Origin of the sequence: Actinoplanes hulinensis (assembly GCF_019429605.1) — a bacterium.
In the GTDB taxonomy this organism is placed as follows: Bacteria; Actinomycetota; Actinomycetes; order Mycobacteriales; family Micromonosporaceae; genus Actinoplanes; species Actinoplanes campanulatus.
Map to the genome: position 1 here is coordinate 194,772 of NZ_JAHXZI010000011.1, position 26,385 is coordinate 221,156.

The following is a 26,385-nucleotide window of genomic DNA, read 5'->3' on the forward strand; positions in this document are numbered from 1 at the left end:
CGGCACCGGAGGGCGGATCGATGGCAGACAATTCACGCGGCGTGAGCCGGTTCGGGCGTACCGCCGACCGGCCTCGTGGCGCCGAGCACTGGGCGGCCGAGCAGGAGGTGATCGGCCCCGGCCTGCAGGCGGTCATGCTCTGGGCGCAACTGTGCGTCGAGTCCGCCGCCGGAGCGGTCCTGATCGACGTCGACGGCAACGAGATCATCGACTTCCAGGGTGCCGGCGGCGTCAACTCGATCGGCCACGCCAATCCACGGCTGATCGAGGCGCTCACCGCCGAGATGTCCACCGCGCCGGCCGGTGGGTTCGGGTCGGCCGGCCGCCGGGCGATGGCCGACTCGCTGCGGGAGTTCCTGCCCCCGCCGCTGGACCGGATCCAGCTCTACAGCGGCGGCACCGAGGCGGTCGAGGCGGCCCTGCGGCTGGCCAAGTCGGTCACCGGCAAGCACGAGTTCCTGTCGTTCTGGGGCGGCTTCCACGGCAAGACGCTGGGCAGCCTGGGGCTCACCGCCGGCGCCCGCGGCGGGCTCGGGCCGCTGCCCTCCGGCTACTTCAGCGCACCGTACGCGAACTGCTACCACTGCCCGCTCAAGACCACCTTCCCGGGCTGCGGGTACGCCTGTGTGGACACCGTGCGGGACACCATCAAGGAGAACTCCACCGGCGCGCTCGCGGCTCTCGTGGTCGAGCCGGTGCAGGGCCGCTCCGGCAACGTGGTGCCGCCGCCGGGCTACCTGAACGCGTTGTCCGAGGTGGCCCGCGAGTTCGACGCGCTGCTCATCGTCGACGAGATGATGACCGGCTTCGGCCGTACCGGGGAGCCGTTCGCCTTCATGCGGGACGAAGTGGTCCCGGACATCATCACGGTCGGCAAGGGCATGGGCGCCGGCTACCCGGTCACCGGGGTGATCTCGACCGCCGAGCTGATGGCCGCCGCCCCGTTCTCCGACCCGAGCGCCAGTTCCTCCAGCTTCGGCGCGTTCCCGCTGGCGTGCCGCGCGGTGGCCACCACCACCGACGTGATCGTCGACGAGGACCTGCCGACCCGGGCCGCCAAGCTCGGCGGCGAGATGCTGGCCGCCCTCCGGCCGCTGGTCGAGGAGTCGCCGCTGGTCGGTGACGTGCGCGGGGCCGGATTCGCGATCGGCATCGAGCTGGTGGCGGACAAGGAGACCCGCCGGCCGCTGGACAAGGCCACGTTCCGGGAGACGTTCCTGGCACTGGCCGACGCCGGGGTGCTGGTGATGACCGGCGGCACCACGCTGCGTCTCTACCCGCCGCTCAACGTGGACGCCGATCTGGCCGAGGAGGCCGTTCAGATCATCCGGCGGGTCCTGATCGACGGTGTGGCGCCGCGACCCGCGGTCGCCGGGGAGGAAGTGGCATGAGGATAGCGATCATCGGGTTCGGCACCGCGGGCCAAGGACGGCTGCACGCCTACCGTACGGTCACCGCCGGCCGGGCCGTCGCGGTGCTCGACCCGTCGCCGGAACGCCGGGCCCGGGCCCGGGAGCTCGACCCCGGCGTGGAGACCTTCGCCGGGCTGTCCGAGTTGCTCGCCGCCCGGACGGTCGACGCCGTCGACATCTGCACCCCGCCCGTCCACCACGTCGCGCTGGAACGGGAGGCGCTCGTCGCGGGCCTGCACGTCATCTGCGAGAAGCCGGTGGCGGTGCACACCGGCGAGGCGATCGAGTTGGTCGCGCTCGCCCGGGAACGGGGCCGGCTGCTCTATCCGGCCCACAACTACGGCTTCTCGCCGATGATGCGGGTGCTCACCGGCGCCGTCGCGGACGGGCGGATCGGCGGTCCGATGCGGGCCTCCTTCCGGATCGCCCGGGACTCGCACGCGCGCGGTGTGCCCGGCTGGCAGCCGGACTGGCGCCGGGACGTCACGGTGGCCCGTGGCGGGATCATGCTCGACCACGGGACGCACTGTGCGTACATGGCCACCAGGCTCTTCGGGGAGGCGCCCCGGACGGTGTCCTGCGTCGCGCAGTGGGCCGACGGCGACGCCGCCGGCGGGATGGATCTCGCCGCCCGGTTGCACCTGGAGTTCGGGGGCGGGACCTGCGAGATCGATCTGAGCTGGATCAGCGGCACCCGTTCCAATCGCTACCTGCTGACCGGCCCGGAGGGTACGGCTGACGTGCACGACGGGGTGGCCGAGGTGCGCTCGGCACACGGGGTGGAACGGACCGATCTGACCCCGCCGACCAGGGATCAGACCCATCAGGAGTGGTTCGCCGGGATGTTCGGCGACTTCGCCGCACTGGTCGCCGCCGGCACCGGGTGGGACCGGCCGATGCGGGAGGTCGTCACCACGACAGCGCTGGTCGAGGCCGCCTACCGGTCGGCCGCTCTGGGCGGGGAGCCGGTCGCCCCGGCCGGTCTCGTGACCGCGGAAGTGCGGTGAACCCCGGGGAGATCCGGTTCAGCGTGGCGATCATGCATCACCCACGGCGGCGGGAGCGCATCCCCCCGCTGGTGAGCGACTGCGCACCCCTGACCGCCCGGGTGATCACCGACCCGGATCCGGACGGGGTACCCAGCCCTCTGCGTACCGCCAAGGTGGCATGGCGGTCCATCGAGGACGGGGCCACCCATCACCTGGTGCTCCAGGACGACATCGTGCTGATCCAGGGCTTCGCCACCCAACTGCACCGGGCCGTCAGCGCCCGGCCCGGCCACGGCATCTCGCTCTACTCGCACTGGGACAGCCCGCAGAACTCCTACCTGGTCCGGCGTGCGGTCATCGCCGGATGGCCGTTCGCGCCACTGTCCCGGTCCGAGTGGACGCCCACCCAGGGCTTCGTCCTGCCGGTGGCGCTCGCCCGGGATCTGGCCGACTACCTGGCCGGGATCCCGGACGACGTCAAGGACGACGACGAGATGGTCGTACGGTTCTGCCGGGAGGCCGGGATCCCGGTCGTCGGCACCGTGCCGCACCTGGTCGACCACCGTTTCGACCCCACCATCGTCGGGCATCCGGGCCGGTTCCACGCCACCGTGTTCCTGCCCGCCCCGGTGCTGTCCGCCGATTACTGGCGGCTCAGCGCCAGTGCCGAGGCCGCGCTGGACCGTCGTTGCGGGTCCGGGGAGAAGCTGGCCTACACGATCCAGCTGCATCGCAGCCGGTGTCTGATGCGCCCGCTGCGGCCCGGCACCGGCGAGCCGGTCGAGCACGGGTTCGGCTGGTACTGGGCCGACCACTGCGGCCTCATCGGGGTGTCGGCCGGCGACGTGGTGAACGGGTTCGACGCCTTCCTCGGAACGCGGGATCCGGCCCCGGAGCCGCACTGGCGGCTCGCGCTGGAGGTGTGGGCGGCGGGCTACCTGCTCGGCGCGGACGCGGTGACCGTACGCCGTGGTGAGGCCGCCGGGGTATGGCCGCCGGCCGCCGTCGGAGCCGGGCTCGCGCAGGCCGCGATGACCAGCTGGATCAGTTCCGGCCTGGCCGGGCAGGACGCCGCCGGGATCACCGCGAGAGGCCGTTCGGACCTGATCGCGACCGGCCTGGCCGGGGTGTCCCGGGGCTGGCTCGACGGCTGGCGGGCGGAGCCGTGACAGCTTGCCCTACCTGTTCGGCTAGCCCATCTGCCCGCTCGATCGAGCCTTCTGCACCCGCCGGCCCGGCGCGACGCTGGTCCGGCACGTCAACCACCCGTCCCGGGAGCGTCTGATGTCTGACCACGAAACCTTCGTCGACCTGCTGCAGACCCGCGCCGTGGCACACCCGGAACGTCCAGCGCTGATCTTCGACGCCGACCCCGGGCTGGACGACGGGCCGGTGCGCACGGTCACCTATGCCGAACTGGCCGCCCGGGCCCGGCAGATCGCCGCCCTGCTGGCCGGTACGGTCCGGCCCGGCGACCGGGTGCTGGTCCTCAACGAGCCGGGCACCGCGTTCGCCGAGAGCTTCTTCGGCGTCCAGTACGCCGGGGCGGTCCCGGTGCCCGCGCCGCTCCCGGACGGCTACCGTCGTCAGCGCGACCGGCTGGCCGGCATCGCCCGGGACGCCCGGATCGCGGCGGTCCTCACCGACGGCGCCGCCCTCGGCACGGTCCGCGAGTGGGCCGGCGAATCCGGGCTGGCCGAAGTGCCGTGCCTGGCCTTCGACGGGATCGCGCCGGACGACGGCGCGGCCTGGCGGCGGCCGGCGATCGACGGATCGAGCATCGCCTTCCTCCAGTACACCTCGGGCTCCACCAGCGACCCCAAGGGTGTCGTCGTGGACCACGCCAACCTGTTGCACAACCTGCGGGTCTTCCACAAGATCCTGAGCAGTGGGGAGAACGTGCGGGTCGGCGGCTGGCTGCCGATGTACCACGACTTCGGCCTCATCGGGCAGCTCCTGGCCCCGCTCTCGGCCGGCAGTTGCAGCGTGGGGATGTCACCGACCGCGTTCCTCAAGCGCCCGTACACCTGGCTGCGGCTGATCGACCGGCACGACGTGCGGATCTCGCCGGCACCGAACTTCGCCTACGACCTGTGCACGCGCCGGGTCACCGACGAGCAGATCGCCGGACTGGATCTGTCCCGGTGGATGCACGCGATCAACGGCTCCGAGCCGGTGCAGGCGGCCACCCTGGCCGCGTTCGCCCGCCGGTTCGCCGCCGCCGGGCTGCGGACCGAGACGCTCTGCCCGGGTTACGGCATGGCCGAGGCCACGCTCAGTGTCAGCGGTTCACCGGCCGGGACGGCGCCGGTCGTCACCACGGTCGACGCCGACGATCTGGAACGGCACATCGTGACGCCGGTCGATGACGGTCACCCCGGGCCGGTGCGCGACCTCGTCAGCAGCGGGCTCAGCACCGGCGACTTCGACGTCCGGATCGTCGACCCGGCCACCCGCCGGGAGCGGCCGCCGGGGACCATCGGTGAGATCTGGCTGCGCGGCCCCAGCGTGGCCCGCGGCTACTGGGACAGGCCCGAGGCCACCCGGGAGGTGTTCGGCAACGCGCTGGCCACCGGCGAGGGCGGCTACCTGCGGACCGGTGACCTCGGGCTGCTCGACGGCGGCGAGCTCTACGTCACCGGCCGGATCAAGGAGTTGCTGATCGTCAACGGCCGGAACCTGTACCCGTACGACATCGAGGCCGCCGTCCGTACCGTGCACGAGAGCCTGTCCCGGGGCGTCGGCGCGGCCTTCACCGTCGAGGTGCCGCACGAGGAACTCGTGGTCGTGCAGGAGTGCCGGGCCCGGTCGCTCGACCGGGAGGCGCGGGCCGCGGTGGTCACCGCGATCCGCCGGCTGCTGTCCACGGAGTTCGGGGTCGGCGCGGCCGGTGTGGTCCTGGTCCGCCCGGGAACGGTGCCCCGGACCACCAGCGGCAAGATCCAGCGGGGACTCGCCCGGATGCTCTTCCTGAGCAGGGCTCTGGACACCGAGCACGAGCAGCTCACCGATGCGATCCGCGCCCGGCTCCGGACCGGCGACCGGGTCCGGTCCTGAGATGGCCGCGCCCACCCTGCCGCTGGCCGCCGCCGTCGCCCGCGACCTCGAGGAACGGCTCGGCGACCCGGCCGACGCCGGCACCGTCTTCAACCACCACCGGGTCGGCGCCGCGGACGAGGCCGAGGCCTTCCCCGCCGAGATCTGCGCGGAGCTGGACCGGCTCGGCCTTCCGGCCCATTACGTGCCCGCGGCGTACGGCGGCGCCCTGCACGGCTTCGACACGCTCGTCCAGGTGCTCCGGGTGATCGCCCGGCGGGACCTGACCACGGCCATCGCCCACGGCAAGACGTTCCTCGGCGCGGCCTCGGTGTGGGCGCGGGCGCCCCGGGACGAGGCGGACACCGCGCAGGCGCTCGGCCTCGCCGCGACGGTGCTGGCCGGCACCCCGGTCTGCTGGGCGCTGACCGAGCCGGGTCACGGCAGCGACCTGATGAGCGGCGAGGTGACCGCGGTTCCCGACGGTCCCGGATACCGGGTCGACGGCGCCAAATGGCTGATCAACAACGCCACCCGGGGTGGGGTGGTCTGCCTGCTGGCACGTACCGGGCCGGGTTCCGGGCCGCGGGCGTTCACCGTCCTGCTGGCCGACAAGCGGCGGCTGCCCGCGGACACCTACCGGTGCCTGCCCGCGGAGCCGACCCACGGCATCCGCGGCGCCGACATCAGCGGGATCGCGTTCAGCGGCGCTCCGGTCCCCGCGACGGCTCTGGTCGGCGCGCCCGGCTCGGGACTGGAGACCGTGCTGCGGGCGTTGCAGCTCACCCGTACCGCCTGCACCGCATTGTCGCTCGGCGCGGCCGACCACGCGCTCGCGCTGACCCGGCAGTACCTGCCGGAACGACGGCTGTACGGCCGGAGCCTGTCCGAGGTGCCCTACCTGCGCCGCGGCGTCGGCCGGCTGCACACCATGCTCTTCCTGGCCGAGGCGATGACCGCGGTGGCCACCCGGGCGGTGACCGCGGAGACCGAGGAGATGAGCGTGCTCGCCCCGGTGGTCAAGGCGTTCGTCCCGGAGCTCACCGAGCAACTGATCAGCGGATGTGGCGAGCAGCTCGGCGCCCGGGCCTTCCTCACCGGCATCGCGGACTACGGCCGGTTCCAGAAGATCGAGCGTGACCACCGGATCGTGGGCATCTTCGACGGCAGCACGCCGGTCAACCGGTCCGCCCTGATCAACCAGTTCCCGCAACTGGCCAGGGGCTGGCCCGGTGACGTGGTGGAGGTGGCCCGGCTGCGTGCGATCGCGGACCTGAGCCTGCCGGCGCCGGACCTGGACCCGGGCCGGATCACGCTGGCCGGCCCCCGCGGATGCCTGCCGTTGCGCGGGCTGGCCGCGGCGGTGGCCGCGGTCCGGGCCGCGGGCGGTCCGTCGGCCCGGGCCGAGGCGCTGCTGGCGGCGACCGACCGGGTGCACACCGAACTGGCCGCGCATCGCCCGGTGCCGTACGACGTGGAGCCCGCTGCCCATGACCTCGCTCACCGGTTCGAGCTCTGCGTCGCCGGCGCCGCCGCGGTGCACCTGTGGCTGCACAACCACGAGCGGGCCGGGAACGACCCGCTGTGGGCCGGCGGGCTGTGGCTGGACGCCGCACTGACCTGGGTCCTGCACCGGCTGGGAGCCGCGCCGGACGGCTCGGAGATCTACCAGCGGGTGTACGCGTCCCTGGTCCCCGGCCGCCGGCCCTCCGTGCTCGACCTCGATCTCGCCGAGGAGGCGTGATGACCCTGGCGGAGCTGGAGAGCCGGTTCGGCGACCCGTGGGATCCCGCGAACCCGCTCGGCAATCACGCGGTCCTCGCCGCTGACGAGCGGTCGGAGATGTTCGGCGACGGCGAGCGGATGCTCGACGACTTCGGTCTCAACGCCGAGTTCGTGCCGGTCGCCCGGGGCGGCCGGATGACCGGACTGGACCGGCTGATCCGGGTGATGCGCGCGGTGTTCCGGCGTGACCCATGCCTGGGCCTCGGCTACGGCGCCAGCTCGTTCATCGCCTCGGTCAACGTGTGGGCCGGCGGTGACGGCGCCCAGCAACGGCGGCTGTCCGAGCTGCTGCTGGGCGGGGAGCGGGTGGCGTCGGTCTACCACGAGCTCGACCACGGCAACGACTTCGCCCGGGTCGACTTCCGGGCCGATCCGGGACGGCCCGGCGAACTGCTGCTGACCGGCCGCAAAGAAGTGATCACCAACGCGCGGCGGTGCAGCGCGATGGTGGTCTTCAGCCGCACCTCGGACGCTCCCGGCGGGCGCAGCCACACCCAGCTCTTCGTCGAGAAGGCGGCTCTGCCGGACGGGGCGCTGCGCTACCTGCCCCGCTTCCCCAGCAGCGGCATGCGCGGGGTGCAGCTCGGCGGGATCGAGCTCGACCGCTGCCCGGTCGACGCCGGCGTGGCGATCGGCCCGGTCGGCTCGGCCATGGAGACCGCCCTGCGCTCCTTCCAGCTCACCCGGACCGGGCTGCCGGCCATGGTGCTCGGCGTGCTGGACACGGGCCTGCGTGCGGCGTTGCGGTTCGGCGACGATCGCCGGCTGCGCGGCCGGGCGATCGGCACGATGCCGGTGGTCCGTACCGTCCTCGCCGAGTCGTTCCTGGACCTGCTGATCGCGGACTGCCTCGCCACCACGGTCGCGCGGGCCGTGCACCTGCTTCCGGAGGACACCAACGCGTACGCCTCGGCGGTCAAGTACATGGTTTCGGGCCGGGCCGCCCGGGCGATGGCCCGGCTGGGCGAGCTGCTCGGTGCGCAGAGCTACCTGCGCACCGGCGAGTACGGCATCTTCCAGAAGCTGCAACGTGACCTGGCGCCGGCCGGGTTCGGGCACGCGGCCCGGGTCGCGTGCCTGTCCACTGTGCTTCCGCAACTGCCCCGGCTGGCCCGGCGCTCGTGGGCATCGGCTCAGGAACCGCCGCCCGGCCTCTACGACCTGGCCGCCGGGCTGCCGCCGCTGCCGTTCGACCGGCTTCGGATCGCGTCGGCGGAGGACCCGCTGGCGGCACAGCTCCTCGGCGCGGCGGCGGCACTGCCGGCCGGCTCCGCGGTGCTACGTGACCTGGTCCGTACCTTCACCGGCGCCCTGGACGAGATGCGTGCCGAGGCGATCGCCCTGCGCCCCGCCGACCTGGCGATCGGCGGTGACCCGCGGGCGCTGGATCTGGCCGCCCGCTACGCGGTGGCGCTGAGCGCGTCCACCTGCCTCAATCTCTGGCTGGCCGAGCAGCGCCGGCCCGGGACGTTCCTCGCCGACCCGGTGTGGGTGACCGCGGCCCTGACCCGCCTGGCCGGCGAACTGGACGGCGTGCACCGTTCGCTGCCTCCGGCGCTGGCCGCCCCGATCTACGCGGAACTCGCCGGCCGGTACGCCACCGGCCGTGCCTTCGACCTGTCCAACGGCATGCTGCCCGACAGCCCAAGGAGCCGGAATTGACCACCCTGCCGAATCACCGGGACGCCGGACAGCTCCGCCCGTGGCTGGTCCACCGGGTCGCCGAGTTCACCGATCGGGACCCGGCCACCATCGACGCCGCGGCGCCCCTCGCCGACCTGGGCCTGGACTCGGTCTACGCGCTGGCGCTCTGCGGCGAGATCGAGGACCACCTCGGGCTCCGGCTGGAGCCGACCATCGTCTGGGACCACCCGAGCATCGACGCGCTGACCGAGTACCTGTCCGCATTGCCGCTGGACGTGGGCGCATGACCGCTATCGAGGCGGTCTCCACCTATCTGCCACCGCACCGGGTGCCGATCGCCTCGCTCGCCGGCGACCTCGGCCTCACCGACATGCAGGTCCGCATGTTCCACCGCTACTACGGGCTGGCCGAGGTGCTGTACGAGCCGTCCGGCACCATCACCGACCTGATGCTGAACGCCGCGGCCAAGCTGTCCGAGCTGCGCGGCCGCGAACAGCAGGTGCGGTACGTGGTGCAGGCCCGCACCCTGCAGGCGATCGCGCCGTACCCGCAGGAGCCGCTGCACGACGTGGTGGCGGCGCTCGGGCTGCGGCATGCCCGGGCCTTCGCGGTCACCCAGCACGCCTGCGCGTCCGGGCTGCTGGCCGTCGAGATGTGCGGCCGGCTCCTCGCCGAGGACGGCGACCCGGACGCGCTGGCCCTGGTCTTCGCCGGGGAGAAGGCGTTCACCCCGTCGGCCCGGATGATCCCGGGAACCGCGCTGATGGGGGAGGGCTGCGCGGCGGTGCTGGTCGGCGCCGGAAGCCGGGACCGGCTGCTCTCCTACGCCTCGGCCACGCACGGGGAGTTCAACGCCGGGCTGTCCCTGACGGCTGAGATGTCCCTGGAGTTCCAGCAGCGCTATCCGGACGCCCTCGCCGAGGTGATCCTGGCCGCGGCCGCCCGGGCCGGCATCACCACCGCCGACCTCGACCTGGTGCTGCCGCACAACGTCAACCGGGTGTCCTGGGTGCGGGTCGCGCGCAAGGCCGGCATCCCGGTGGAACGGCTGTTCCTGGACAACATGCCGGTCACCGGGCACTGCTTCTGCGCGGACTCGTTCCTCAACTACGTCTCGGCGCGGGACGTGGGCCGGCTCAAGCCCGGCGACCGCTACCTGATGGCCGCGGTCGGTCTGGGATCCACGTTCTCCGCAATGGTCTTCGAGCACTGAGGGGCGGAAATGACGACGGTACGGGAACCCTTCGTGCATCGGCTGCGATCCGCCCTGCTGGGCACCGACGAGAAGCCGCTGGTGTTCCTCGGCAACTTCGAGGTCGAGCAGCGCTGGGGCGGGGCCGAGCCGGGTCTGCCCCGGGTGGCGCTGACCGCGGGCGACGCGATGGTGAACAGGATGGACGAGTTCGCTCTCCTGCTCGCCGGGGCCGGCGACCACGTGGTGCTCAAGGCCGCCCCTGATCCCGATCACCTGGCACACCTGGAGTCGCTCGGGACGACGCTGCCGCATCTGCTGATCGCCGACCGGGCGGACCCGCACCGTACGGTCACCCAGGACGCGCTGGACAGTCCCGCCCTGCTGGACCGGCTGGCCGGCCTCGCCGGGCGGGCCGCGATCCTCGCGCACGGCGTCTCCGCCGACGAGGAGGAACTGTCCGCGCGAACCGGCCTGGCCCTGGCCGGCGTTCCCGCGGCGACCTGCAAGGCGGTCAACGGCAAGATCTACAGCCGGAGGATCGCCGGTGAGCTGGGACTGCGCCAGTCCACCGGCTGGACCTGCGAGAACGTCGAGGAACTGGACGCGGCCGTCGAGCAGGCCCGCGGTCTCCTCGCGGCGGGGCGGCCGGTGGTGCTCAAGGACTCGTACGGGGTGTCCGGCAAGGGCCTGCTGGTGATCCGGGACGAGATACGGCTGGGCCAGATCCACCGGCGGCTGCACCGGCGGGCGGAACGCACCGGCGACCGGCGGCTGGCGCTGCTCGTCGAGGAGTGGGTGGCCAAGACCGCCGACCTCAACTACCAGTTCACCGTCGGCCGGGACGGGTCGGTGCGGTTCGACTTCGTCAAGGAGGCGGTCACCGAGAAGGGTGTCCACAAGGGTCATCGGATGCCGGCCGGGCTGACCGGCGCCCAGGTCGACGTGCTGACCGTGAGCGCCGGGCTGCTCGGTGGGCGGCTCGCCGCGGACGGCTACCACGGGGTGGCCGGGGTGGACGCGATGGTCGACCCCGACGGCGGGATCTACCCGGTTGTCGAGATCAACGCACGTAACAACATGTCCACCTATCAGACCGGTCTGCAGGAGCGGTACATGCCGCCGGGCTGGTGCGCGCTGGCCCGCCTGTACCCGTTGCGCCTGGCCCGGCCGTTGCGGTTCGGCGAGGTGCGCGACGCCCTCGGCCGGTGGCTGCTCCGGAGCGCCGGGGACACCGGGATGGTGGTGCAGAACTTCGCCACGGTGAACGCCGGGCTGCGTGCCGGTGCCGGGCCGGCCGACGGGCGCCTCTACGGCTTCCTGGTCGCGCCGACGGCTGCCGAACTGATGGAGATGGATCGCGAGATCGCGGGCCGGCTGGCGGCCGCGGCGGAAGGAGCACGACGGTGACCGGGGAGACGACGATCCAGGGCATCCCGATGTCCGAGCTGGCCGACCGGTTCGGCACACCGCTCTATGTCTACGACGGCGACAGCCTGCGTGAGCAGTACCGGGGACTGCGGGACGGCCTGCACCCGGCCATGGAGATGTTCTACTCGCTCAAGGCGAACCCGAACGTCGCCGTCTGCGCCCTGCTGGCCTCCCTGGGGGCACGCGCCGAGGTGTCGTCCATGGTGGAGCTGCGTACCGCGCTGGCCGCCGGGGTGGCGCCCGGCGACATCATCTTTCTGGGCCCCGGCAAGAGCCGGGCCGAGCTGGAAGCCTGCCTCGACGAGGGCGTCTTCGCGCTGGTGTGCGAGTCGTTCGGCGAGCTCGGCCTGATCGACGAGCTGGCCCGGGAGCGGGGCGTGATCGCACCGGTGATGCTGCGGGTCAACCCGTCGTTCGCGGTGAAGGGCTCCGGCCTCACCATGGGCGGCAAGCCCCGCCAGTTCGGCATCGACGAGCAGCAGCTCTTCGACGAGCCCGACCTGGTCAAGAACTTCCCGGGGGTACGGGTGATCGGCGTGCACGCCTACATGGGCACCCGGATCCTCGACCCCGAGGTGATCGCCGAGAACGCCCGCCGGATCATCGACCTGGCCGAGCGCCTGGCCAACCGGCTGGACTTCACCCTGGAGGCGGTGGACGTCGGCGGTGGGCTCGGCGTGGCGTACTTCCCGGGCGAGCCGGACCTGGACCCGAACGCGGTCACCGAGCTGCTGAACCCGGTGGCCGAGGCGTTTCACACGGCGCATCCGGGCGCCCGGCTGCTGCTGGAGCTGGGCCGGTACCTGGCCGCGCCGAGCGGCACCTACGTCACTCGGGTCCGCTACGTGAAGACGTCGATGGGGGAGCGGTTCGCCGTCACCGACGGCGGCACCAACCATCACATGGCCGCGGTCGGCATCGGCTCGTTCGTCAAACGCAACTTCCCGATGCGGCTGCTGAACCGGGCCGGCGGTGAAGCGGCCCCGTGGAACGTCACCGGACCGCTGTGCACGCCCAACGACACCGTCGGCCGCAACGTGGACCTGCCCGAGCCGCGGCCGGGCGACCTGATCGGGGTGCTGCGCTCCGGCGCGTACGGCCCCAGCGCCTCCCCGGTGCTCTTCCTCAGCCACGGGTACCCCGCCGAGGTGCTGGTCGACGGCGGCCGGGCCCGGCTGGTGCGCCGCCGCGACACCGTGGAAGACCTGCTCAGCCCTCAGATTCGCGACTAAACACCCCTGGAGGATCGCCATGACCATGGCTTCGGAAGCGACCATCGACCGTGCCTCGGTCGTCGGGCACGTCATCGACGCCGTCGTCGCCGTGCTGAACCGGGAGTCGGTGCAGGTGACCGAGCACACCCGGCTGATCGACGAGCTCGGGCTGGACTCCACCAACGTCCTCGAGCTGCTGATGCACCTGGAGGACCGGCTGGACGCCATGATCGATTCGGACACGCTGGAGCAGGACCACTTCGAGACCGTCGGCACGCTCGCCGACTACGTCCTCGAGCAGGGTCTGGCCTGACCCGATGTTCCTGTCCATCGCACCGCCCGCGCCGGCCCGAACCGGTCGGCTCCGGCCGGCCCGGATGGTCGCCCGCCGGTTCGGGCCCGACCCCGAGCCGTACCGGACCGACCCGCTGCTGGAGGAATACCTCTCCGACATGACCGGGCTGTACGGCCGCCGGTTCCGCCCGGACCGGCACGCCGCCTCCAGCCGGGTGTCCTTCACCGAAATGGCCGACCAACTGGTCCGTGACCTCGAGCCGCCCGGTCCGGTCGACCTGATCGTGATCGCGCACACCACCCCGGATGCCGACCCGCGCCGGGTGACCGCCTGCTACCTCAACGAGCTGGCGCCCGGCGATCCGCTCGCCTTCGCGGTCTCCGATCAGGGCCCGGCCGCGCCGTTCACCGCCCTGCGCCTGCTGGGCACGTACTCCGGTGACTTCCCGGACTGCCGGGCTCTGCTGCTCGTGCTGGAACAGACGACGCTGCCGTACGACGTGACCGGAGCCCCGTACCCGCTGCCGGTGCAGGACATCGGTGTGGCCATGCTGCTCGAGCCGGCCGGCACCGACGGGGCGGTCGTGCACCAGCGCCCGGACGTACCGGCCGACGGCACCGCCGCACTGCTGCGCGAGCTGGTGCCGGACGGCGCCCTGCTGCTCACCGGCCCCGGGCTGCCCGGCGCCGGCACCGCGGCTCCGGACCTGGGCGCCGCGGGAGTGTGGGCGGGTTTCGCCGAGCACTGCGCGGAGCCCGGCCGGCCGATCGCGCTCGCCGATCGCGACCCGGTCTCCGGCACCCTGTCCGTCGCGGTCTTCCCCGGGGAGCCGCCGCATGACCACAGTTGACATCCGGCGCACCGCACGGTCCCGGGGACTGGCCGCCGCGATCGCCGAACTGCACGGCACCCTGCCGGGCCGGGTCCTGCCGTGCGGCCCGACCGGCTGCTGCGTGCTGCCGGAGCCGGCGCTGCACGACCCGAGCCTGGCCTGGACCGGGGCTACCGTCACCGCCGTCGATCCGGCGGCCGTGGAACGCCTCGGCACGGTCGACACCCCGGACGGCCCGCTCGCCGCGATCCGCTACCGGGGCGAGCCCGACCCGGATGGCGGCCAGGCACCGCGAACCGAGTGGCTGGCAGCGCTGGCCGAGCTGCGGCTCGGGCTCTCCGAGGCGCTTCTCGACACCACGATGGCACATCTCGGCGACCGGCGGTCCGGGGACACGGTGCTGCTGCTCCAACAGATGATCAAGGGTGCGCTGGCGGACGCGGTGACCGAGCAGCTCGAGGTCCGGGTGGCGCTCACCGGCACACCGCCACCGCCGGACATGCTGGCCGGCCTGCACCGGCAGATCACCATGACCGACCGGATGCTGCTCAGGCTGCTCGGCGCCAGCGGATTCACCGCCGACGGGCCGGGCCTGACGGTCAACGCCTCGGAGTTGCTGGCCGATGCGTGGATCGGTGGGGAGGACGAATCGTGATCGAGCTCGACGACCGGCTGCGTACCGCGCGGGCGCACGCCCGGGACTGGGCGCTCGGCCTGCGCGCGACCGCCCTGGAACTGGACGGCGACCCGGACACCGTGTACCGCTGCCTGGACAACCCGGCGGTACGGCATCTGTCCACGATGCTCATCCCGGAGCCCTGGCTCCCGGACCGCACGCTCATCGGCGGCTACCGCTTCGACGGCATGACCGCGATGGAGCGGGTGGTGTTCGCCGAGGAGATCGCGGCCGGGGACGCCGGCATGATGCTGGCCGCCCCCGGGGCGTCCCTCTCCGGCGTCCTCGTCGACCTGCTCGCCGACCGGGCGCAGAAGGACTGGTTCTACGGCCGGTTGCTGGCCGCGCCGACCTGGACGTTCTTCGCCCTCACCGAGCCCGGCCACGGGTCCGACGCCGGTGCCATGCAGACCGCGCTGGAACCGGACGGCGAGGACGGCCTGCTGCTACGGGGTGCCAAGCGCTACATCGGCAACGGCGCCCGGGCCCAGATCGGTGTGGTGTTCGCCCGCGACCGGCCCGGCCCGCTCGGCGCCACCGCCGTGCTGGTGGAGACGAGCGCACCCGGGTTCAAGGCGGAGCCGATCCCGACGATCGGGCTGCGCGGCGCCCAGATCAGCGCCCTCACCCTGGACGGTGTGCCGGTTCCCGCGGACCGGGTGCTGGGCCGTCACCTCAGCCCGACCCGGCGCGGGGTGTGGAGCGGTGTGCAGATGTTCAACAGACTGCGGCCCGGGGTCGCCGCGATCGCCCTCGGCATCGCTCGCGCCGCCCATGAGTACGTGGCTGACCAGCGCCGTTCGCTGACCAAGGCCGAGCGGCAGCGCTGGGAGCGGACCGGCCGGCGGATCGAGGGCGTACGCCAGCTCATCCGGCAGGCCGCGGCGGTCGTGGACGCGCAGCCGTCCAACGGTCACCTGGCCTCGGCGGCGAAGGCCCGGGCGGCGCGACTGGCCGAGGAGGTGACCCTGGAGGCGCTCGGCTACTTCGGCCCCGGCGCCCGGTTGACCCAGCCGATGCTGGACAAACTGATCCGGGACGCCCGCGGGGTCGAGTACATGGAGGGCACCGGAAACATCCAGCGTCTCAACACGTTCCAGGGCCTGCTCCAGGGCAAGCTCGACCGTGCCTGAACCGGGCGGCGCCGACGTCTGGACGATCCGCCTGGACCGCACCGCCGACGCCGCCCGCTGGCTCACCCCGGCCGACCTGCGCCGGGCCGCCGCGATCGGCGACCCGGCCGCGTACCGCCGGTTCGTGGTGTCGCACGCCGCGCTCAACGCCATCCTGGCCGACCGGCTCGGTGTGCCGGCCGGTGACCTTCCGCTTCGACGTGGCCCCCGGGGCCGGCCTCACCTGGCCGGCCCCGGCCCGCATTTCAGCCTCGCCCACGCCGGGGACCTGGCCGTGGTCGCGGTCGCCGGCCGGCCGGTCGGTGTGGACGTCGACCATCCACGGGACGGGCTGGACCCCCGGCGGATGGCCGCCCGCTTCTTCACACCCGACGAGTCCGCGCTCGTCACGATGGCGGGCGCGGACGCCTATCCGGAGTACCTGCGGCTGTGGACCCGGAAGGAGGCGTGCGTCAAGGCGGCCGGCTCCCGGCTGGCACTCGGACTGCGGTTGCCGGTCGGCGGCGCCGCGGGCGGGACACTGCTGGTCCGCGACCCGGCCGGCCGCCTGCCGGGCATCTTTCTGGTCCGGGACCTGCCCGCCGCAGGTGTGTACCGGGGCGCTGTGGCGCTGGCCGGGACCGGCCCCGCACGGTGCCGAATCCGGGAGTTCGACCGGGATCTGTGACGGCGAACGGCCGGGAAGCCCGTGCGGGCATCCCGGCCGTTCGCCGAAGGGGGATCAGCGTTCGATCTCGCCGCGGATGAAGCGGTCGACGGCGTCCCGGGCGGTGGCGTCGTCGTACTGCTCGGGCGGGGACTTCATGAAGTAGGAGGAGGCGGAGAGGATCGGCCCGCCCACCCCCCGGTCCTTGGCGATCTTCACGGCGCGCACCGCGTCGATGATCACCCCGGCCGAGTTCGGCGAGTCCCAGACCTCCAGCTTGTACTCCAGCTGCAGGGGAACGTCACCGAACGCCCGGCCCTCCAGGCGCACCAGGGCGTACTTGCGGTCCTCCAGGAACGGCACATAGTCGCTGGGCCCGATGTGCACGTCGCCGGCGGCCATCTCGCGCGGCACCTGCGAGGTGACGGCCCGGGTCTTGGAGAGCTTCTTGGAGGCCAGGCGCTTGCGCTCCAGCATGTTCATGAAGTCCATGTTGCCGCCGAAGTTGAGCTGGTAGGTCCGGTCCAGCCGTACTCCGCGGTCCTCGAAGAGCTTCGCCAGCACCCGATGGGTGATGGTGGCTCCCACCTGCGATTTGATGTCGTCGCCGACGATCGGTACCCCGGCCTCGGTGAAACGGGCCGCCCACACCGGGTCCGACGCGATGAACACCGGCAGGGCGTTGACGAACCCCACCCCGGCCTCCAGCGCGCACCGGGCGTAGAAGCGGTCGGCCTCCTCCGAGCCCACCGGCAGGTACGACACCAGCACATCGGCCCCGGACTCGCGCAGTCCCCGGACCACGTCGACAGCCGGGTCGTCGGACTCCTCGATCATCTCCCGGTAGTACTCGCCGAGACCGTCCAGCGTCGGGCCCCGGTGCACGGTGACTCCCGACGGGGGAACGTCGCAGATCTTGATGGTGTTGTTCCCGCTCGCGACGATGGCCTCGGAGAGGTCTCGGCCGACCTTCTTCGCGTCCACGTCGAAAGCCGCGACGAACTCGATGTCGCCGACGTGGTAGTCACCGAAGACGACGTGCATGAGACCGGGAACGGAGTCGGTAGCCATCGCGTTCCGGTAGTACTCGACGCCCTGTACCAGCGAAGCGGCACAGTTGCCGACCCCGGCGATGGCGACGCGGACAGCGCCCACGTGGTGCCTCCTTCTCATTCAGAGGACCCCATCCAATCGGTCCCGGCGCATCCCTCTCCACCTCGATGTCCTAAACAGGACATCGACTCCGATCGGTGTCCTGAGGCGGCGGCGCGCCGCCCCGCAGCGGGCATACTGTGTACCGCATCGCCGTCCGAGGAGCCGCTTGTGCCGCTGCCCACCGCCCTGCCGGCGGCCGTCCGGCCGTGGACCCGGCCGCTCAGGCTGCCGAACCAGGCCACGTTCTGGATAGACGCGGTGATCGCGGCGGCGGTGTTCGCCGGAACCGCCCTGCCGGTGCTGTTCTCCGACGACGGCCGGTGGTGGCACGTGCTCGTGGCGGCCGCCGGATCGCTGCCGCTGCTGTGGCGCCGCCGCTACCCGCTGCTCACCACGGTCGTGGTGGGTCTGGCGATCAGCGTTCTGGGGCTGGCGCACCAACTGCCGCCGTTGCCGTTCGGGCCGCTCGTCGCGACGTACACCTTCGCGCTGCTCAGTCCCTCGCCCTGGCGGCAGATCGCGATCGTGGTGCAGTCCGTGGCCGTCGTGCTCTCGCTGGTGGTGCCGGGCGAGAACCCCGCCACCTTCGGGTACGTGGGCATGGCTTACGTGGCGGCGTACAGCCTCGGAGCGGGCGCCCGGGGACGGCTCGACCGGATGGCGATGCTGGAGGAACGGGCTGCCCGCGAGGAGGAGGAACGTGCCGCCGCCGCGGCCCGGGAGCGCAACCGGATCGCCCGCGAGGTGCACGACATCGTCGCGCACACGGTCGCGGTCATGGTGGTGCAGGCCGAGGCCGGGCCGGTGGTGACCCGCAACGACCCGGCCCGGGCGGAGAAGACCTTCGAGGTGATAGCGGAGAGCGGGAGAGCCGCGATCGCCCAGCTGCGCCGCTCGCTGAAAGCGCTCCGCGAAGCCGACGCCGACGGCCCGGCGCGCCCGCTGCACGGGGTGGCCGACGTCCAGGATCTGCTCGGTGAGGCCCGGCGTGTCGGGCTGGAGGTGGCGCTGCGCTGGCGCGGGCCCCGGCGGACACTGGCGTCCGACGTGGACGCCACCGTCTACCGGGTCGTCCAGGAGTCGCTGACCAACACCATCCGGCACGCACGGGCATCCGGAGTGGACGTGCTGATCGAGTTCAGCGCGAGCGCGGTCGAGGTCACGGTGACCGACGACGGGGTCGGCGCGATGAACATCGGCGGTGGATACGGGATGATGGGCATGCGGGAACGGGTCACCGCGTGCGGCGGCGAGCTGAACATCGGGTCGGGGCCCGGCGGCGGCGGCTTCGTCGTCAACGCCGTCCTGCCCGCGGAGTGACCGTGGACGACCGGGGAGTGCCGTCGGAGATGTTGCGCATCGTGGTCGTCGACGACCAGGATCTGGTGCGTGGGGGATTCATGATGATCCTCGACGCCGAGCCGGACATGACCGTCGTCGGTGAGGCGGCCGACGGCCTCGACGCGGTCCGGGTGGTCGCCGAGACACAGCCCGACGTGGTGGTCATGGACATCCGGATGCCCGGCCCGATCGACGGCATCGAGGCCACCCGCCGGATCTGCGAGACCACCGGCGCCCGGGTGCTCATGCTGACCACCTTCGACCTCGACGAACACGTGCACGACGCGCTGCGGGCCGGTGCCAACGGGTTCCTCCTCAAGACCATGCGCCGGGCCGAGCTGGTCGACGCGGTCCGGGTCGTCGCCAAGGGTGAGGCGCTGCTCGCCCCGACGGTGACCCGCCGGGTGATCGCCGACCTGGTCCGCCGGCCCCGGGCGGCGACCCGTCCGCCGGCCCTGCTGGACGAGCTGACCAACCGGGAACAGGAGACGTTGCGGCTGGTCGCGCGGGGACTGTCCAATGCCGAGATCGCCACCCGGCTGTCGGTCAGCGATCACACCGTCAAGACCCACGTGAGCAACGTGCTCACCAAGCTCGGCCTGCGGGACCGGGTGCAGGCGGTGATCTTCTCGTACGAGGCCGGACTGGTCAGCCCTGGCGAGGGACCGGACTGACCGGTTCTCACCCGCGCGGGGGAGAGCAGATCTCGCTCTCGTCGGCGATCCGCTCGACGGCCCGGATGACCAGGATGAAGCGGTATCGATCTTCTGGTCTGAGGAGTCCCGTGATGATCCGTGCCATCACCCGTTCCGCGCGCCGGCACCCCGCCGTCGTGCTCGTCGTCTGGCTGGTGATAGCGGCCGCCGGCTTCACCGTCGGCAACGGCGTCTTCGCCCGGATGACCACGACCGTCGGCGCCATCGCCGGCAGCGAGTCGCAGCAGGGCGCCGAGGCGATGGGCGACGCCAAGCTCGCGCCGCCCGTGATCAACGCGGTGGTCTCCGGCGACTCGACCGACGACCCCGCTTTCCGCACCGCCGTCTCCACCGCGGTCTCCGACCTGCGTGGCATCGACGGGGTCCTGGCTGTCAGCGACCCGTTCGGTGAGCAGGCGCCGGTCGCCGTCGACAACAAGGCCGTCCTGATCAACGTGGAGCTCGCGCACCAGGGCGATCTGCTGGCCGACCGGGTACAGCAGCGCCTCACCGACATCGACGGCGCGACCGTGGTGGCCTCGGGCGGTCCGCTCACCGACCGCGAGTTCAACAACCAGGCCACCTCGGACACCCGTCGTGCCGAGATCGTCTCCGCGCCGCTCCTGCTGATCCTGCTGCTGATCGTCTTCATGTCGCTGATCGCCGCCGGGCTGCCCCTGCTGATCGCCGTGGTCGGTGTCGGCGGGACGTTCAGCGCGCTGCTGGTGATGAGCTTCTTCACCGACGTCTCGATCTACTCGATCCAGGTCACCACGATGCTCGCCATCGGCCTGGGTGTGGACTACGCGCTGCTGATGGTCAGCCGCTTCCGGGAGGAGCGTGCGGTCATCGCGGATCCGTCGGAGGCGCTGGCCGTGGCGGCTGAACGGGCCGGCCGTACCATCCTCTTCTCCGGTCTGACCGTCGCGGTCAGCCTGGCCAGCCTCGTTGCCTTCGCCGATCCGTTCCTGCGGTCGATCGGCGTGGCCGGCGCCGCGGTGGTGCTCATCGACATGCTCGCCGCGATCACCCTGCTGCCGGCGCTGCTCCAACTGCTGCGTAACCGGATCAAGCCGGCCCGCGGACGGGGCGAACGCGGGCGCGCCTTCGCCGGGGTGGCCGCCGGGGTGCAGAGGATGCCGGTGCTCACGCTCTTCGCGGTGCTGATCGTCCTGGTCGTCGCCGGGCTGTCGGTGACCGGCCTGCGGCTCGACACCAGCAACCCGAAGTCGCTGCCGGCCGACAGCGCCACCCGCCAGCTCACCGAGGACCTGCGGGAACACTTCCCGGCCCTGGCCGGACCGACCGCGATCACCATCGTCGCGCACACCACCCCGGACAGCCCGGAGCTCGCCGACTTCCAGCGGCGCGCTGCCGAGGTCCCCGGAGTGTCGGTGGTCAACCCCGGCCGCAGCGGAGGCGGCCTGACCGTCCTGCAGGCCACCCCGGACGAGCCGACGAGCAGCCCGGAGACCGCGGGCGCGGTACGTGCTCTCCGTGACCTGGAGGCGCCGTTCGCGGTGCAGGTCACCGGCGACGCGGCCCGCCTGGTCGACTACGAGCAGCAGCTCAAGGATCGTCTCCCGATCGCCGCCGGGATCGTGCTGCTGGCCACCTTCGTCCTGCTGCTGGCCTTCACCAGGTCGGTGCTGATCCCGCTCAAGGCGCTGCTCACCAACCTGCTGAGCCTGGTCGCGTCGCTCGGCGTGGTGGTCTGGGTGTTCCAGGAGGGGCACCTGGTCGAACTGCTCGGCGGGGAGCGCATGGACGGGATCGACCTGACCGTGCCGGTCGTGGTCGCGGCGATCGCGTTCGGTCTCTCCACCGACTACGAGGTCTTCGTGCTCTCCCGGATCCGTGAGCGCCGGCTCGCCGGTATCGCCCCGGACCAGTCCGTCCGTGAGGGTCTCCAGCGCAGCGGGGGCATCGTGACGGCGGCTGCCCTGCTCCTGGCGGTCACCTTCGCCGGCTTCATGACCGGGGGCTTCGCGCCGATCAAGGAGGTCGGTCTGGGCCTGGTGCTGGCCGTCGCGATCGATGCGGTGATCGTTCGGATGCTGCTGGTGCCGGCGACGATGACGATCCTCGGGCGGGCCGCCTGGTGGGCGCCGCGTTTCCTCGGCGGCCGGCCGCCGGTCCCCTCCGCTCCGCCCGCCGAGGAACCGGAGCCGGAGTTGGCGGCTTCCGCCAAGTAGGAACGACCGGGGTGGGGCAGCGTACGCCCCACCCCGGTCGTCGTCGAGAAGTCAGTGCGAGACCGTCGCGCCGGGCAGGCCGGCGGCCTCGGCCACCAGAGAGAGGGGTAGATCGGTGTCGAGCAGCCGCAGCAGCAGCCGGTCCATCCCGGTCAGCGCCGCCCGGATCACCTCCCGGGGCAGCAGCGTGGTGTCGGCGAGCAGCGTCCAGCGCAACTCGCCCGGCACGTCCAGCACGTCACCGACCTCCATGAAGAACGACGAGCCGGCCGTCCGCCGGTCGGTCCAGCGGAAGCGGGGTTCGGCGAGTTCCCGGGCCACCAGGGCCGGATCCGGCGGCCCGGCGGCGACCGGGACGTCCTGGCCGCCGCGCATGTCGTTGAAGAAACAGCGGATCTCCGGCTCGGCGCCGCGCTGCCGGGCCACCTCGTCCAGAGCGGCCCACCCGTCGACCGGGTCGAATCGCCCGTGCCGGTACGTCCGGACCGCGGTCCCCCAGCAGCGCCTGACCAGGTCGGAGAAGGCCGGCCCGGTCAGATCCACGACGGCGGGCATGTGCTGGGTCAGCGTGCCGACCGAGGCCCGCTGGGCGGCCGTGGTCCGGTTACCCGTCACCAGCAGGAGCCCACAGCGGTCGGCGCCGGACACGGCACCCAGCACGGCGGCGGTCACGGCCAGAGCCACCGTCGCCGAGCTGGTGTGGTACCGGTCGGCGAGCAGGGCCAGCGCCGGTGCGGACACCGCGGAGTCGACCACACCGCGCCAGAATCGGGGCTCGGCGGGCTCCGCCGGTTGGACCGCGGTGAAGTTGTCCAGCGGCACGGCCTCCAGTTGGCGGCGCAGGTGTGCCACGGCGGCGGCGCTGGTCGTACGCCCGCGGGGGGAACGCTCGAAGACCGTGAGGTCGGCCGGATGGACCATCTCCGGGGCCGCCGGGTCCGGCCGGCCGGCTGCCCGGCAGGCCAGCAGTTCGGCCGTGACACGCGCCGCGAGCCGGCTGCTCTGCAGGTCGGCCACGAGATGGGCGATGCAGAGCACCAGCGCCCGCGGCGCCTCCCGGTGGAGACAGACGAGCACCCGGAACGGCAACTCCCGGTCATGGTCGAAAGTGGTCGCCTCCAGTTGCCCGTCCAGGTCCCGGGCGGCGGCGGCGAACTCCTCGGCGGGACCGTCGGCCGACCAGACGGCGACCGGAACGGTCCCGGTGGCGGCCACCTCCTGGACGAGCTGCCCGTCGCGCCGGGGAAACCGGGTGCGCAGGGCCTCGTACCGGCCGGCCAGCACGCCGATCACGGCACAGACGTCGTCGAGGGAGACCCCCTCCGGGATGAGGACCGGCACCGTCACGTTGTAGGCGCTGCCCGGCGGCATCCGCCGGATGTCGCGTTCCACCAGCACCTGCCCCCACGTCAGTTGCTCGGTGATCGTCCGGGAGCCGGTGAACGGCACCGCACGCCAGCGCACGTCGGTACTCAGGCGGGGCATGTCGCGTACCCCTGGAGGGTCTGTGCCGCGGTGATGCGGCGAATCTCCAGATAGGCGTCGTTCCACCGGCCGCCGTCGATGTCCGAGGTGTGCGGTCCGGCGAATCGGGCGGTGAGCGTGTCACGGTAGGCGGCCCAGGACTGCGCCGGGCCGACCAGCCGGGTGGCGGCCGGCACCGTGTAGGCGGGCGCCTCCGGCAGGGGACCCGGCCCGCCGGCGAGCAGCGTGCCGAGCCAGCTCTCCTGACGGTCGAGCTGGGCCAGCCCCGCCTCGAACGGCAGATCCGGCGAATCGAGGAGCGCGACCCCACGGCTGCGGAACCGGCTCGCGGCGGCCGGCCCGAACCGTTCGATCGCGATCGCCACCGGCAGGACCGCCCGCGGCGCGAACCATTCGCAGCCGAGCACGGTCATCGTGGGCAGGCCGGGCTCGGTGGGCTGGTGGGCGCCGGCGATCCGCCATTCGGCGAACGGCAGGGTGACGCCGGACGCGGCGAACGTGGTGCCGTCCGCCCCACAGACCGGGCAGGTCAGAATGTGCACCGTCATCGGCGGTGCCGGTGGCCGGATGACTCCGGGTGGCTGGTCGGCCGGGATCAGGAAGTGCGCCGCCACCTCGCGGCGTGCCATCCGATCGACCAGAGTCTCCAGAGCGGTTTCAGTGGTGGCGACTGCCGTCATGAATGTCCTCTCCACGGGTTCCGCCGATGACACCGGCGGTGATGAGGGGTTCCGGGGCGCGGCGGCGCAGGCCGCGAACGACCGCCGCCACACCCAGATCGATCAGCGCCGCACGGTCGGCGGCGTTCGAGGCCGTGCAACCGGCGGCGGTCAGGCCGGAGTCCACCCAGGACGCCACGGCGGCCCGGATCGCCGTGGGCGTCGCGGGCGGGAGAGGCGCGGGCAGGTCCCGGCGAACCGCTGCGGCGTCGAGTCCCAGCAGGTATCCCGCGGCCCAGATCTCCACGGCCGGCCGGGCCGGCGGCCGGTGCCCGGACCAGCCGTCCAGGTGCCCGGCGAGACCGGCCGCGACCTCCCGGTCGCTGACGCCGATCAGGTCGCACCAGTCCTGCCAGTACCAGCAGAACTCGTTGCCACCGGGCTCACCGGTGTGCGGCCGGAGCAGGCGGATCGAACAGCGGGAGTCCTTGACCTGCACCACGTACTCGTCGTGCGACCGGTATCGGGACCGGGCCGCCAGTGCCTCGTCGATCTCGGCGCCGATGTTCCAGTGCGCCGCCGCGGGTGCGGGCGGCGCCGCCCACACCGTGGCGTGGTGCCGCCCGCCGTGCCCGGTGATCAGGGTGGGCATGCCCCGGTTGTCGACCAGGTGCGGGACCGCGGCCAGCAGCGGAACCCGGCGCTCCCGGCAGAACCGGGCGATCATCTGGTCGTCGTCGGTGACCTCGTCCGGGATGGGGGCCAGATAGCCGGCCAGTTCCCGGGCGGTCGCGGTGGGCAGCAGGAACGCCAGCGCCGGTGTCCACTCCATCGGCGACAGCGGGGCCCACGGTGACCCGGCCACCGCCGCGAGCCGGGTGAGGTAGCTGTTCTGCGGGCTGGCCCAGTCGGTGTAGAGGGCGATGCCATTGTCCGGCCGATGCGCGATCGCGTCCCGGACGTGGCGGGCGAAGCCGTCACAGAGCCGGGCGTCGTCCTGGAGCACCAGGTGGTGGGTGGCGCCCTCGGCGATCGCCGCCCACGCGACCTTCGCGGTCCGCAGTGGACTGCGCACCCCGCCGGGCGCCGGATCGGTCACGATGCGGGCGGACAACGGCCGGCACGCCTCGACGATCGGGCCCGCGGCGTCGCCGCGGGCCGGATGATGCATGATCGTCACGCTGAGGCGGACGTCTTCGGTCCGCCAGGGTGCGCTCACCGGGCGGCCGCCCGGCTGATCCGGCGGACATGCCGCCAAGTCGTCAGCGGTACGACGATCATGCCCCCGATGTTGAGCAGCGCGATGGTCCAGTACAGCCCCGCCGGATCGTCCTGGGTCCGGGCCAGCAGCCCGCCCAGCACCACCATGCCGCCGAAGTAGGGCAGGTTCAGCAACAGCGCGACCAGTCCACCCCCCACCTGCTCCAGGAGCAGGAGCGTCATCACGGTCAGGCCCAGTCCGAGGTAGGTCAGGCCGACGATCGTCAGGAACCGCCCGGTCTCCGACGCCACCGCCGGATCCCCGGCCAGCAGCCGGGCGAGGGGCTCCCGGCCCAGCCAGATCGGGATGGCGAAGCAGGCGTAGACCACGGCGGTCAGGCGCAGGCCGGCACCCAGGACCGCCGGCCCGTCGCCGGCCCGGCCCGCCCCGCGGAGCTGGTTGAACACGATCGCGGTCGCCGACCCGAGCGCCGAGGCGGGCACGATGAGCAGGTTCTGCAGCGCGCCGGCCGCCGAGTAACCGGAGACCACGTCCGGGCCGAACGGACCCAGCGCCCACAGCAGGCCCGCGTTGGCGACGGCCATCGCCACGAACGACGCGGCCACCGGCAGGCCGGTCCCGGTCAGCCGCCCGATCACCTCCGGTCGCCAGGCCAGCGGCCCGCGTTCCCGCCAGAGACCACTGCGGCGCACCTGCACCGCGCCGACGGTCAGCGCGGCGACGCCACCGCCGGCGATCGCCACCGGCAGCGCGAAGACCCCGAGGTCCGTGCCGAACCCGAGAACGGCGACACCGCCGACCTCCAGGATCGCGCCGGTCAGCACCACGGAGGCGGCGGCGCCCGGGCGGCCGTACCCGCGCAGGCTCGACGAGAGCAGAACGGTCGGGAAGAAGATCAGATTGGCCAGGCAAGCCCAGCGGGTGAAGGCGACGAAGTCACCGGCCGCGGAGTCCGGGACGCTGAGCAGGGACGCCAGGCCGGGCGCGGCCAGCATCAGCGCCACACTCACGGTGCCCCAGACGGCCACGCCGATGCGAGCCATCGAGGCGGCGACCGGCAGCACGTCCTGCGGCCGGCCGGCACCCTTGCTGACCGCGGCGGCGACCTGGTTGCTGACGTCGAAACCCACCTGAAGAGCGGCGAAGAGAAGAGCCAGCGGTACGTACAGGGAGCGCACGTACATGGCGTCGGTGCCGACCCGCGCCAGCAGCGCGAGAACCACCACCGGCACCAGCACACCGGCCGCTTCGCCGAGCGCGATCGGGAGGGCCAGGTGGCGGATCCGTGTCAGCGGTGGCCCGGCGACCGCGGACGATGGGGGCGGAGTCGTCTCGGCGGTGCTCACCA

The 26,385-nt window shown here is 72.7% G+C and carries 23 protein-coding genes; 18 read left to right on the forward strand and 5 right to left on the reverse strand.

Annotated elements, in window-relative coordinates; translation table 11 throughout:
• The first annotated feature begins 20 nt into the window (after positions 1-20).
• The 15 genes from KZ829_RS21970 (at position 21) to KZ829_RS44600 (ending at position 16,306) form a co-directional block, all read left to right on the forward strand.
• A complete protein-coding gene (locus KZ829_RS21970) occupies positions 21-1,391 on the forward strand; it encodes an aspartate aminotransferase family protein (RefSeq protein ID WP_220145806.1) in 1,371 nt (456 codons plus the stop codon).
• Complete coding sequence (locus KZ829_RS21975) at positions 1,388-2,419, forward strand: Gfo/Idh/MocA family protein (RefSeq protein WP_220145807.1); 1,032 nt, start codon at positions 1,388-1,390, stop codon at positions 2,417-2,419. The genes KZ829_RS21970 and KZ829_RS21975 overlap by 4 nt, the downstream gene beginning before the upstream one ends.
• Before the next feature lie 32 nt (positions 2,420-2,451).
• A complete protein-coding gene (locus KZ829_RS21980; RefSeq protein WP_220145808.1) occupies positions 2,452-3,570 on the forward strand; it encodes a hypothetical protein in 1,119 nt (372 codons plus the stop codon).
• A 115-nt stretch (positions 3,571-3,685) separates the two neighbouring features.
• On the forward strand, positions 3,686-5,458 hold the full coding sequence (locus KZ829_RS21985) for a fatty acyl-AMP ligase (protein WP_220145809.1): 1,773 nt from the start codon (positions 3,686-3,688) through the stop codon (positions 5,456-5,458).
• A gap of 1 nt (position 5,459) precedes the next feature.
• The gene (locus tag KZ829_RS21990) at positions 5,460-7,181 is read left to right on the forward strand and encodes an acyl-CoA dehydrogenase family protein (RefSeq protein ID WP_220145810.1); all 1,722 of its coding nucleotides are present in this window, start codon (positions 5,460-5,462) and stop codon (positions 7,179-7,181) included.
• Positions 7,181-8,884: an acyl-CoA dehydrogenase family protein gene (locus KZ829_RS21995; RefSeq protein WP_220145811.1), complete on the forward strand. Its 1,704-nt coding sequence runs from the start codon at positions 7,181-7,183 to the stop codon at positions 8,882-8,884. The genes KZ829_RS21990 and KZ829_RS21995 overlap by 1 nt, the downstream gene beginning before the upstream one ends.
• Positions 8,881-9,153 (forward strand): acyl carrier protein, encoded by a 273-nt coding sequence (locus tag KZ829_RS22000; protein ID WP_220145812.1) that lies wholly within the window; start codon positions 8,881-8,883, stop codon positions 9,151-9,153. Before KZ829_RS21995 ends, KZ829_RS22000 begins: the two co-directional genes overlap by 4 nt.
• Entirely contained in the window at positions 9,150-10,079 is a 930-nt protein-coding gene (locus KZ829_RS22005; protein WP_220145813.1) for a ketoacyl-ACP synthase III family protein, read from the forward strand. The genes KZ829_RS22000 and KZ829_RS22005 overlap by 4 nt, the downstream gene beginning before the upstream one ends.
• A gap of 9 nt (positions 10,080-10,088) precedes the next feature.
• On the forward strand, positions 10,089-11,468 hold the full coding sequence (locus tag KZ829_RS22010; RefSeq protein ID WP_220145814.1) for a preATP grasp domain-containing protein: 1,380 nt from the start codon (positions 10,089-10,091) through the stop codon (positions 11,466-11,468).
• On the forward strand, positions 11,465-12,721 hold the full coding sequence (gene lysA, locus KZ829_RS22015; protein ID WP_220145815.1) for a diaminopimelate decarboxylase: 1,257 nt from the start codon (positions 11,465-11,467) through the stop codon (positions 12,719-12,721). The genes KZ829_RS22010 and lysA overlap by 4 nt, the downstream gene beginning before the upstream one ends.
• Before the next feature lie 19 nt (positions 12,722-12,740).
• Complete coding sequence (locus tag KZ829_RS22020; RefSeq protein WP_246636042.1) at positions 12,741-13,016, forward strand: acyl carrier protein; 276 nt, start codon at positions 12,741-12,743, stop codon at positions 13,014-13,016.
• Between the two features lie 4 nt (positions 13,017-13,020).
• Complete coding sequence (locus KZ829_RS22025) at positions 13,021-13,848, forward strand: hypothetical protein (protein WP_220145816.1); 828 nt, start codon at positions 13,021-13,023, stop codon at positions 13,846-13,848.
• On the forward strand, positions 13,835-14,485 hold the full coding sequence (locus KZ829_RS22030; protein ID WP_220145817.1) for a hypothetical protein: 651 nt from the start codon (positions 13,835-13,837) through the stop codon (positions 14,483-14,485). The genes KZ829_RS22025 and KZ829_RS22030 overlap by 14 nt, the downstream gene beginning before the upstream one ends.
• On the forward strand, positions 14,482-15,639 hold the full coding sequence (locus KZ829_RS22035) for an acyl-CoA dehydrogenase family protein (RefSeq protein ID WP_220145818.1): 1,158 nt from the start codon (positions 14,482-14,484) through the stop codon (positions 15,637-15,639). Before KZ829_RS22030 ends, KZ829_RS22035 begins: the two co-directional genes overlap by 4 nt.
• A complete protein-coding gene (locus KZ829_RS44600) occupies positions 15,632-16,306 on the forward strand; it encodes a 4'-phosphopantetheinyl transferase family protein (protein ID WP_220145819.1) in 675 nt (224 codons plus the stop codon). Before KZ829_RS22035 ends, KZ829_RS44600 begins: the two co-directional genes overlap by 8 nt.
• 54 nt (positions 16,307-16,360) lie before the next feature.
• On the opposite strand, the gene KZ829_RS22045 is transcribed toward KZ829_RS44600, so the two are convergent.
• On the reverse strand, positions 16,361-17,440 hold the full coding sequence (locus KZ829_RS22045) for an inositol-3-phosphate synthase (RefSeq protein ID WP_220145820.1): 1,080 nt from the start codon (positions 17,438-17,440) through the stop codon (positions 16,361-16,363).
• Positions 17,441-17,608: 168 nt separating this feature from the next.
• Between KZ829_RS22045 and KZ829_RS22050 the strand changes: the two genes are divergently transcribed.
• The 3 genes from KZ829_RS22050 to KZ829_RS22060 all read left to right on the forward strand — a co-directional run bounded on the left by KZ829_RS22050 (position 17,609) and on the right by KZ829_RS22060 (position 21,671).
• Entirely contained in the window at positions 17,609-18,760 is a 1,152-nt protein-coding gene (locus KZ829_RS22050; RefSeq protein WP_220145821.1) for a sensor histidine kinase, read from the forward strand.
• Between the two features lie 2 nt (positions 18,761-18,762).
• Positions 18,763-19,455 carry a response regulator gene (locus KZ829_RS22055; RefSeq protein ID WP_372453888.1) on the forward strand — a complete coding sequence of 231 codons (693 nt, stop codon included), beginning with the start codon at positions 18,763-18,765 and terminating at the stop codon, positions 19,453-19,455.
• Positions 19,456-19,568: 113 nt separating this feature from the next.
• The gene (locus KZ829_RS22060; RefSeq protein WP_220145822.1) at positions 19,569-21,671 is read left to right on the forward strand and encodes an MMPL family transporter; all 2,103 of its coding nucleotides are present in this window, start codon (positions 19,569-19,571) and stop codon (positions 21,669-21,671) included.
• Positions 21,672-21,722: 51 nt separating this feature from the next.
• On the opposite strand, the gene KZ829_RS22065 is transcribed toward KZ829_RS22060, so the two are convergent.
• From KZ829_RS22065 to KZ829_RS22080, 4 genes are read right to left on the reverse strand one after another with little or no spacing between them, the layout of a single operon-like run.
• Positions 21,723-23,156 carry a condensation domain-containing protein gene (locus tag KZ829_RS22065; protein ID WP_220145823.1) on the reverse strand — a complete coding sequence of 478 codons (1,434 nt, stop codon included), beginning with the start codon at positions 23,154-23,156 and terminating at the stop codon, positions 21,723-21,725.
• Positions 23,144-23,836, reverse strand: a complete 693-nt coding sequence (locus tag KZ829_RS22070) for a hypothetical protein (RefSeq protein WP_220145824.1) — start codon at positions 23,834-23,836, stop codon at positions 23,144-23,146. The genes KZ829_RS22065 and KZ829_RS22070 overlap by 13 nt, the downstream gene beginning before the upstream one ends.
• Positions 23,814-24,986 carry a hypothetical protein gene (locus KZ829_RS22075; protein ID WP_220145825.1) on the reverse strand — a complete coding sequence of 391 codons (1,173 nt, stop codon included), beginning with the start codon at positions 24,984-24,986 and terminating at the stop codon, positions 23,814-23,816. Before KZ829_RS22075 ends, KZ829_RS22070 begins: the two co-directional genes overlap by 23 nt.
• 44 nt (positions 24,987-25,030) lie before the next feature.
• Positions 25,031-26,383: an MATE family efflux transporter gene (locus KZ829_RS22080; protein WP_220145826.1), complete on the reverse strand. Its 1,353-nt coding sequence runs from the start codon at positions 26,381-26,383 to the stop codon at positions 25,031-25,033.
• Positions 26,384-26,385: the final 2 nt, after the last annotated feature.